The sequence below is a fragment of the Vibrio sp. SCP2 genome, assembly GCF_059295395.1.
The window spans coordinates 1-421 of record NZ_JCAFVV010000037.1; the positions used below are offsets into that span (position 1 = coordinate 1).

Annotated in this window: 2 tRNA genes and 1 rRNA gene; all 3 read left to right on the forward strand. The window is 47.5% G+C overall.

From position 1 onward, the window contains the following. Positions 1-57, forward strand: a 16S ribosomal RNA gene (locus AC5O63_RS22440); the annotation flags it as partial. Between the two features lie 60 nt (positions 58-117). Continuing rightward, positions 118-193 (forward strand) — tRNA-Ala (locus AC5O63_RS22445). Between the two features lie 21 nt (positions 194-214). Next, positions 215-290: transfer RNA gene (locus AC5O63_RS22450), tRNA-Glu, on the forward strand. Positions 291-421 lie beyond the last annotated feature (131 nt).

Genomic DNA, 421 nt, shown 5'->3' on the forward strand with positions numbered 1-421 from the left:
GGGGTGAAGTCGTAACAAGGTAGCCCTAGGGGAACCTGGGGCTGGATCACCTCCTTATACGATGATTATTGCGATGAGTGTTCACACAGATTGATATGTCTTTATTAGAGCTTTGATGGGGCTATAGCTCAGCTGGGAGAGCGCTTCGCTGGCAGCGAAGAGGTCATCGGTTCGATCCCGATTAGCTCCACCAATTTCCGTCTGGAAATTCAGTGTCCCGTTCGTCTAGAGGCCTAGGACACCGCCCTTTCACGGCGGTAACAGGGGTTCGACTCCCCTACGGGATACCATCTTTAAGCGTACTTACCTGAGTGCTTTTAAAAATGGTTACCTCATTGAGGTGATTTGCTCTTTAACAATTTGGAAAGCTGACGAATAACAACAATCCCCATCTCTATGAGATGCGTTGTTATTCAATTAA